Below are 8,813 nucleotides of genomic sequence, written 5' to 3' on the forward strand. Positions count from 1 at the left end.
TTGTATGTTCAAAGGTATCGCACCGCGCGCACTTGGCGTGTTCGCGTTGTTTACCATCGTCTGCGGCCTGGGATACACGCTCGTCGTGACCGGCATCGTTCAGGTTGCATTCCCGTATCAGGCGAACGGTTCGCTCATCAAGGTCGACGGCAAGGTTGTGGGTTCCGAGCTCATCGGCCAGAACTTCGATGACGAAGCCCACATGTGGGGTCGTATCCAGAACGTGTCAATTGTCGAAGGCGAAGACGGCGAGCCCATGGCGTATGGTGCCCCGTCCAACCTGTCCCCGGCGAGTGAGGAGTACCGGCAGCTTGTGGACGCGCGCGTCGAGAAGATTCGCGCCTCCAACCCCGACGCCGGCATGGATGCCGTGCCCGTCGACCTGGTGACGTGTTCCGGCTCAGGGCTCGACCCCGAGATCTCCCCCGATGCCGCCGAGTACCAGGTACCGCGCCTGGCGAAGGCCACGGGCAAGAGCGAAGGCGAGGTGCGCGACATCATCGCCCAGTGCACCAAGGGCCGATTCCTGGGCGTCTTCGGCGAGCCCACGGTCAACGTGCTCAAGGTGAACCTTATGCTGGACGGCGCGCTGTAGGTGAGGGGGTGGCGGATGAGGGCATGATTGCCTACCTGGGCCTCTAACTCCATCCCGCCCATCAATTGCGGTGAAATACGGACCGTTTTGGCTGTCAAAGGCCTTATCTACTCCGTATTCCACCGCAACTTTTTGTGGGTAGAGCAGAAGTTGGAGAAGCGCGTGCGGTTGGGTGCTGCGCGGTTGCTGATACGATAAGTACGTTAGTAACTGCCGCCGAGCGGCTCAAACGAAAGGAAGCCTGCATGGAGTCCTCCTCCTACCCGATGCTCTTTAGCCCGATCAAGGTCGGTACGACCGAGGTCAAGAACCGCGTCTTTATGCCGCCGGTGTCCACCAACCTGGCCGACCACGGCTATGTGACCGACGATCTGGTCGACCATTACCGCGCCCGTGCCAAGGGCGGCGTGGGCCTGATCATCACCGAGGTCGTAACGGTTGAGCCCACCTATACCTATCTGCCGGGCGACATGTGCTGCTACGACGACACGTTTATCCCCGGCTGGGAAAAGCTCGCCGCGGCCGTCCACGAGTATGGCTGCAAGATCATGCCGCAGCTCTTCCATCCCGCCTACATGGCCTTTAACATTCCGGGTACGCCGCGCCTGATCGCTCCGTCCTTTGTGGGGCCGTCCTATGCCCGCGAGGCGCCGCGCCCCATCACGGTCGACGAGATCCACGAGCTCACGCATCAGTTTGGCGACGCTGCCGTGCGCATGCAGAAGGCCGGCGTCGATGGCGTCGAGGTCCATGCGGCGCACGCCCACGGCATGCTCGGCGGCTTTTTGACCCCGCTCTACAACAAGCGTACCGACGAGTACGGCGGCTCGCTCGACGCCCGCATGCGCTTCTTGCTCGAGGTCATCGCCGAGATTCGCGAGCGCTGCGGCAAGGACTTCATCATCGACGTCCGTATCTCGGGCGACGAGTACACCGATGGCGGCCTGACCCTCAACGACATGATCTACGTCTCGCGCCGCTTGGAGAAGGCCGGCGTCGACATGATCCACGTGTCGGGCGGCACTACCATCAAGCGCGGCTCCGCCATTCCCGCCGCCGGTACGCAGCAGGCCTCGCACGCCGCCTGCTCGCGCGAGATCAAAAAGCATGTGAATATTCCCGTTGCCACGGTCGGCCGCATCAACGAGGCATGGATTGCCGAGGAGCTGATCGAGGACGGTGCTGCCGACATCTGCATGATGGGCCGTGCCAATCTGTGCGATGCCGAGTTCTGCAACAAAGCGGCTGCCGGCAACGCCGACGAGATCCGTCCCTGCATCGGCTGCCTGCGCTGCCTGAACGGCATTATGTTCGGCAAGCGTATCTCCTGCACCGTCAACCCGGACGTGGAGCGCGACGAGGCCGGCTACGAGCCTGCCGCAGAGGCCAAGAACGTTCTGGTCGTGGGTGCTGGTCCTGCGGGTATGGAGGCAGCCTACATTGCCGCCAAGCGTGGCCACAACGTAGTGCTCGTGGATAAGCAGGACGAGCCGGGCGGCGAGATGCGCATTGCGGCCGTTCCGCCGGCAAAGCAGGAGCTCACGCGTGTGATCAAGTATCAGTACCGTCGCTTGGCCGAGGCAGGCGTCACGTGCGTCTTTGGCACCGAGCTCTCGGCCGAGGACATTCAGCGCGACTACGCGGGTTACGAGGTTGTCCTGGCTTATGGCGCTGAGCCCATCGCTCCGGCCTTTATGCAGGGCTTTAAGCAGGTTATGACGGCCGACGACCTGCTGGGCGGCAAGGCTTTCCCGGGCAAGAAGATTGTCATCGTGGGCGGCGGCACCGTCGGCTGCGAGACGGCCGATTACCTGGCCCCGTTGGTCAACGACCTGTCGCCGGCCAATCGCGATGTCACCGTTATCGAGATGACCAAGACGCTTGCCGCTAACGAGGGCGGCGCCGGTCGCGCGGTGCTCATCACGCGCATGCTCTCCAAGGGCGTTCACGTGCTGACCGAGGCCAAGGTGACCGAGATCACCGAGGACACCATCTCGTACGAAAAGGATGGCCAGATCCACACCATCGCCGATGCCGATACGCTGGTGCTTGCCATGGGCTATCGTCCCAATACCAAGCTTGCCGACGACCTTGCCGCTGCTGGTGTCTCCACCCACGTGCTGGGCGATGCCCAGAAGTGCGGCAACATCCGCGACGCCATCGGCGACGGCTACAAGGTGGCCTGCGAACTCTAGTCAGCCCCTTGGTGCACGAGGAGAGGCGTCTCTGCGCCATCCGATAGCAAAACAGCGGTGGTGTCCCGGGTTTCGGGATGCCGCCGCTTGCTCTTGCGGTGCTGGCGACGCGAGCGCGTCCTATTTCACCTCAACTGAGGGAATGGGGGATGCGATAGTATTACGTGGTATTCGACAAACCGTGAGCTTCATCCGAGGGCTTTAGCTTTATGGAACAACACCAGCATTATCAGAGCCTGCAAGATCAGGCATACAGCGCATTGCGCTCCAAGATCATCTATGCCGAGCTCAAGCCCGGCACGCGTCTTTCGGCGATTGGCCTGGAAAAAGAGACGGGAATCGGGCGAACGCCCATTCGCGAGTCCTTTGTGCGTCTGCGCGAGCAGGAGCTGGTGGAAACGCGTCCCAAGAGCGGCACCTACGTCTCTAAGATCAGCATGGAGCGCGCCGAGAACGCTTGTTTCTTGCGCGAGAAACTCGAGAGAAGTGTGCTCATTAAATGCTGCTCTGCCGCCACGCCCGAGCAAAAGCATCGGCTCGGGCAGATTCTTGCCGAGTCTGAGTCGCTCGACCATAGCGAAACGCGTCGCTTTTTCGATCTGGACAACCTGTTCCATGAGACGTGTTTTGTGATTGCCGGTCGTCACATGTTGTGGGATTGGATGAAGAGCATCAACACGCATTTTGAGCGATACAACTGGTTGCGTATGGTGTCGCAGGATTTGGATTGGGAGCCGATTCGTCGACAGCATCGCCGGATTCTCGAGGCCATTAAGAGGGGCGATACCGACGCGGCGAGCTATCTGGCAGAGATACACCTGCACCTGATGCCCGAAGAACAGGGCCCGGTTATCGCCTTGTATCCCGACTATTTCGAGCTGTCCAAAGACTCGTCTATCTAGCCCATCATCGCATCTGCTCGAGACGCGAAAACGATGCTGCTCACCTACAGCGTTTTGCAACCGAGAATTTTAAAAAATGCCTAAAATGGCTCAGACTGCCGACAATTGGGGAACGGGGTGCGCTATGGCGCAGATGAGGATTAAGGACATTGCCGTCGAGGCGGGCGTGAGCCCGGCCACGGTCTCGCGCTATCTCAACAACCGCCCCGGGCAGATGACCGAGGAAACCCGTGCTCGCATCGCGGCGGTTATCGAGCGCACCGGCTATCGCCCGCGTGCCGCCGCGCGCAACCTGCGCAGCTCGCGCACCAACCTCATCGGCGTGATTCTGGCCGACATCGCCAACCCGTTCTCCAGCGCCATGCTCGAAGGGCTTTCCGCCAGCGCCGCCGCGCGCGGCTGCTCGCTCATGACGGCCATTAGCGGCAACGACCCCGCCAAGGAGGCAGAGTCGCTCACCAGACTTATCGATGCCGGCGTGGACGGCCTGGTCGTCAATACCTGCGGAGGCAACGACAAGGCGATCGCCGCGGCTGCGGGACGCCTGCCCGTCGTGCTGCTCGACCGCGATGTTGCCGACGGCGGTGTCGATCTGGTGACATCTAACAACCGTGAGTTAGTTGCCGGCTTAGTAGACGCCTTGGCCGCTGCGGGCAGCGAGCGCCTGTGCCTGCTCACCGAGGCAAGCGACGACAGCCCCGTGCGTCGCGAACGCGCCGCGGCCTTTGTCGACGAGCTTTCGCGACGCGGCCTTGCGGGTGAGGTCGTCATCCTGGCCGATGGTGGCGCCACGGGCGTTGACCGCTTGGACGAGACCATCCGCGGCTATGCGGGCAAAAAGCTCGGCCTCATTGCCGTCAACGGCCTGGTTTTCCTGCGTTTGACCGAGGCGCTGGCACAGCTGGGTCCCTCGCTGCCGGCTGGCTTCAAGATCGCGACGTTTGACGATTACCCTTGGAACCACGTGCTCTTTGGCGGTGTGACCACGGCCGCGCAAGACACCCTTACCATTGCCGAGCGCGTAGTCGAGCGCCTGTCCGAGCGCATCGACGTCGTTACCACTACGGTGGGCGATGCCGCAAAGCTCGCCCCTAAGCGTATCGAGATCCCCGGCCACATCGAACACCGCGCTTCGACCTTACGCTAGCCGCTCGTTCGCAACGGCCTGCTCGCGCACGTTTTTTGAGCGCTTGATACGCTTTAACCCTGCGGAAACATTTTTCTGCGATAGTATCTGCGATATAGACCAGTCGAAACCCGCCCGAAAGAAAGGGGAGCGACATGAACCAGCAGAACATCGATTACGTACTCCGCTCCGTAGAGCAGCGTGATATCCGCTTTGTGCGTCTGTGGTTTGTCGACATTCTCGGCCGCCTCAAGAACTTTGCCATCAGCCCCGAGGACCTCGAGGTCGCTTTTGAGGAGGGTATTGGCTTTGACGGCTCCGCTATCGAGGGCTTTGCCACGCCCGAGGAAGCCGACATGCTCGCGTTCCCCGATGCTTCGACCTTCCAGATCTTGCCGTGGCGCCCGAGTCACAACGGCGTCGCCCGCGTGTTCTGCGACGTGTGCACTCCCGATCGCAAGCCGTTTGCCGGCGACCCGCGCGATGCTCTGCGCCGCATGTTCTACAAGGCCGAGAAGGCCGGCTACCTGCTCAACGTTGGTGCCGAGCTGGAGTACTACTACTTCCCCGACGAGCACACCCCCGAGCCGCTCGACAACGTGGGCTACTTCGATCTTTCGGTGAGCGATGCCGCTCGCGACCTGCGTCGCAACACGGTCCTCACGCTTGAGAAGATGTCCGTGCCCGTGGAGTACACCTTCCACGCCGCCGGCCGCTCGCAGCACGGCATGAGCCTGCGCCACGCCGAGGCCCTGAGCATGTCCGACGCCATCACCACGGCCAAGCTCATCATTAAGCAGCAGGCCTACGAGAGCGGTTGCCACGCCTCCTTTATGCCCAAGCCGTTGGCGGGCGAGGACGGCAGCGCTATGTTCCTGTGCCAGTCGCTATTCGACCACGACGGCAACAACGTGTTTTGGGGCGAGGACGACGAGAGGTACCATCTCTCTGACGTCGCCAAGCACTATATGGCCGGCATTCTGGCGCATGCCCGCGAGATCAGCGCCATCACCAACCCCACGGTCAACTCGTACAAACGCATCACCACGGGCGGCGACTCCGTGCCGCAGTACGCTACGTGGGGCCTGCGCAACCGCGCGAGCATGGTCCGCATCCCGGTCTACAAGCCCGGCAAGCAGCTGTCCACGCGCATCGAGCTGCGCAGTCCCGATCCCATGGCCAATCCGTACCTGGTCAACGCCGTCACGCTGGCGGCTGGTCTGGACGGCATCGAGCGCAAGCTGGAGCTCCCGCCCGAGGCCACGGCCGAGACGCTCAAGCTCAACGATCGTCAGATGCTCGAGGCCGGTTACACGCCGCTGCCGCGCTCGCTCAAAGAGGCGCTCGACGTGTTCGAGGACTCGCAGTTTATGAAGGATGCCCTTGGCGAGCACATCCACAGCTTCTTCCTCAAAAAGAAGCGTGACGAGTGGCATAAGTTTGAGTCTACGATCACCGAGTGGGAGATCAAGCACTACCTGGCGAACTCCTAATCGCGCTGGCTTGTTCCAGTACGATTGAGCTCATTTCTTTGGAGGCCGATATGTCCGATAAGAGTGCCCTGTTCATGGCGCGCACGACGCGCTTCCACGAGTTTGCCCGCAGCCTGACGACCACCCTGGGTGTCGAGGTGAGCCTGGCAACCCCCGATTCGCCGACTGCGGCGCACGACTTTGACCTGCTGATCCTTGATTCCGATGGCATTCGCAGCGATCGCATCGATCAGATTGCCAAGTGGCTTGACGATCGCGGCGGCGTCCCCATGTTGGTGATCGTCGACGATGAGGCGCTCGGCACCTTGCGCCTGCCCAATCACGCGCATGCCGACTTTGTGTGCCCCACGGCGACGCCCAACGAGCTTAAGGCTCGCGCACAGCGTCTGATGGGCGAGGAGGAGACCGTTACCGCCGACGATGTGCTCAACATCGATAACCTCGAGATCAACCTGGCCACCTACCAGGTGACGCTCGATAACGAGCCCATCGACCTGACGCTGATGGAGTACTCGCTGCTGAGCTTTTTGGCGACGCATCCCAACCGTGCCTACAGCCGCGAGGTGCTGCTGCACCGCGTGTGGGGCTTTGAGTACTGCGGCGGCACGCGCACCGTCGACGTGCACATCCGACGCATCCGCTCTAAGGTGGGCCCGCAGATCGCGGCACACATCACCACCGTCCGCGGCGTGGGCTATCTGTTTAAGGACTAGATTTCCACCACAAAGGGGACAGGCGCCTTTGTGGTGGTTTTGCCGCATGCGTGGGTTCCTTTCGGGTCTTCAACAGAACTTAAGCCTTCCTAAAAGATTGCGTTCTCATACACGTGCACCCGCATATTGGGGTACAACTCAACATGAACAATGATGGCCCGCCACATGTTTGGCGGGCCTTTGGTTATTTGACGAAAGGATCGCAGCTATGAGCGAGAACGATTCCCAGCGTCCCCAGGATGTTGGCAATGCCGGCGATACTCAGCAGCAGCCGCGCGTGCAGGTGGAGTCGACGCCTGCCGGCAGCAACATTCCCTACGTGCAGGCTTACGACACACAGACCGGCCAGCCGCTGGGCGGTCAGCAGGTCGTGAACAAGCACACGGTGGTCAAGACCAAGACCAAAAAGCTGCCGATCTTCATTACGGCGCTTGCCGGTTGTGCCTGCGGCGCCCTGCTGGTCATCGCGCTCATTATGAGCGGTACGCTCAACATTGGCGGCGGAAAGAATGCCGTGACGGCGGGTGCTTCGGGCTCATCGACGCAAAAGATTACCATCGACTCCGAGGACACCACGCTGGCCGAGGCCGTCTCTGCCAAGGCCCTGCCCTCCGTCGTTTCTATCACCGCCACTTCGAGCGGTAGCCAGAATGGCTCGCTTTCGCAGTCTGCCGACGAGTCGGATAGCTCGGGCAGCGTCGGTTCGGGCGTGGTGCTCGATACCGAGGGCCACATCCTCACCAACAACCACGTGGTCGATGGTTATGACCAGTACGTGGTGACCATGGACGACGGCACCACCTACGAGGCCGAGTTCGTGGGTAACGATGCTTCGAGCGATCTTGCCGTCATCAAACTTAAGGATGCTGACGCTTCCAAGCTCACGCCGATCGAAATCGGTGACTCCTCCAAGCTCAACGTGGGCGAGTGGGTCATGGCGATCGGCTCGCCATTCGGCAACGAACAATCTGTCTCCACGGGTATCGTGTCGGCGCTCTATCGCTCCACGGCCATGAGCTCTACCAGCGGCAATACCATCTATGCCAACATGATCCAGACCGATGCCGCCATCAACCCGGGCAACTCCGGTGGCGCGCTCGTTAACGACAATGGTGAGCTGGTGGGCATTAATTCGCTTATCGAGAGCTACTCGGGCTCCAGCTCGGGCGTGGGCTTTGCCATTCCGGTTAACTATGCCAAGAACATTGCCGACCAGATCATCGACGGTAAGACGCCGGTGCATCCGTACCTGGGTGCCACGCTTTCGAGCGTCAACGCGCTCAACGCCCGTACCAACAAGCTGAGCACCGATAGCGGCGCCTATGTGGCGAGCGTCGTCGAGGACGGTCCCGCCGCCAAGGCCGGCATCCAGGAGGGCGATGTCATCACCAAGCTGGGCGACGACGAGATTACGAGTGCCGATGGCCTGATCATTGCGCTGCGCAGCCACGAGGTGGGCGAGAAGGTCGAGATCACGCTCATGCGTGGCAAGGATGAGAAGAAGGTCACGGTTGAGCTGGGCTCTGACGAGGAGCTGCAGAGCCAGCAGCAGGATGACAGCGCGACCGACACCGGCAACGGCGGCATCACTGACGAGCAGCTGCGCCAGTATCTGGAGGAGCTGCTGGGCCAGCAGGGCCAGGGTCAAGGCCAAGGCTATGGCCAGGGTTTCTAACGAGCCGTATTGCACATATCGAAGCCAGAGGGGACTGTCCCGCCAACGCGGGACAGTCCCTCTTTTCTTTCAAGACTTTAGTCTGCTGGCCGCGCAGCGGCCAGCTTTAAACCA

The 8,813-nt window shown here is 61.4% G+C and carries 7 protein-coding genes; all 7 read left to right on the top strand.

Going from position 1 to position 8,813, the window contains the following annotated elements; translation table 11 throughout:
• The first annotated feature begins 4 nt into the window (after positions 1 to 4).
• Entirely contained in the window at positions 5 to 595 is a 591-nt protein-coding gene (gene kdpC, locus DW024_RS03840; protein ID WP_118377017.1) for a potassium-transporting ATPase subunit KdpC, read from the top strand.
• 245 nt (positions 596 to 840) lie between these two features.
• Positions 841 to 2,790: an NAD(P)/FAD-dependent oxidoreductase gene (locus DW024_RS03845; protein WP_118377018.1), complete on the top strand. Its 1,950-nt coding sequence runs from the start codon at positions 841 to 843 to the stop codon at positions 2,788 to 2,790.
• Positions 2,791 to 2,999: 209 nt separating this feature from the next.
• Complete coding sequence (locus tag DW024_RS03850) at positions 3,000 to 3,692, top strand: GntR family transcriptional regulator (protein ID WP_118377019.1); 693 nt, start codon at positions 3,000 to 3,002, stop codon at positions 3,690 to 3,692.
• Between the two features lie 124 nt (positions 3,693 to 3,816).
• Positions 3,817 to 4,839 (top strand): LacI family DNA-binding transcriptional regulator, encoded by a 1,023-nt coding sequence (locus tag DW024_RS03855; protein WP_158572159.1) that lies wholly within the window; start codon positions 3,817 to 3,819, stop codon positions 4,837 to 4,839.
• Positions 4,840 to 4,973: 134 nt separating this feature from the next.
• Positions 4,974 to 6,311: a glutamine synthetase family protein gene (locus DW024_RS03860; protein WP_118377021.1), complete on the top strand. Its 1,338-nt coding sequence runs from the start codon at positions 4,974 to 4,976 to the stop codon at positions 6,309 to 6,311.
• A 50-nt stretch (positions 6,312 to 6,361) separates the two neighbouring features.
• Positions 6,362 to 7,024: a response regulator transcription factor gene (locus DW024_RS03865; protein ID WP_089573201.1), complete on the top strand. Its 663-nt coding sequence runs from the start codon at positions 6,362 to 6,364 to the stop codon at positions 7,022 to 7,024.
• A gap of 208 nt (positions 7,025 to 7,232) precedes the next feature.
• A complete protein-coding gene (locus DW024_RS03870; RefSeq protein ID WP_118377022.1) occupies positions 7,233 to 8,699 on the top strand; it encodes a S1C family serine protease in 1,467 nt (488 codons plus the stop codon).
• Positions 8,700 to 8,813 lie beyond the last annotated feature (114 nt).

Origin of the sequence: Collinsella sp. AF37-9, assembly GCF_003475115.1 — a bacterium.
GTDB lineage: Bacteria > Actinomycetota > Coriobacteriia > Coriobacteriales > Coriobacteriaceae > Collinsella.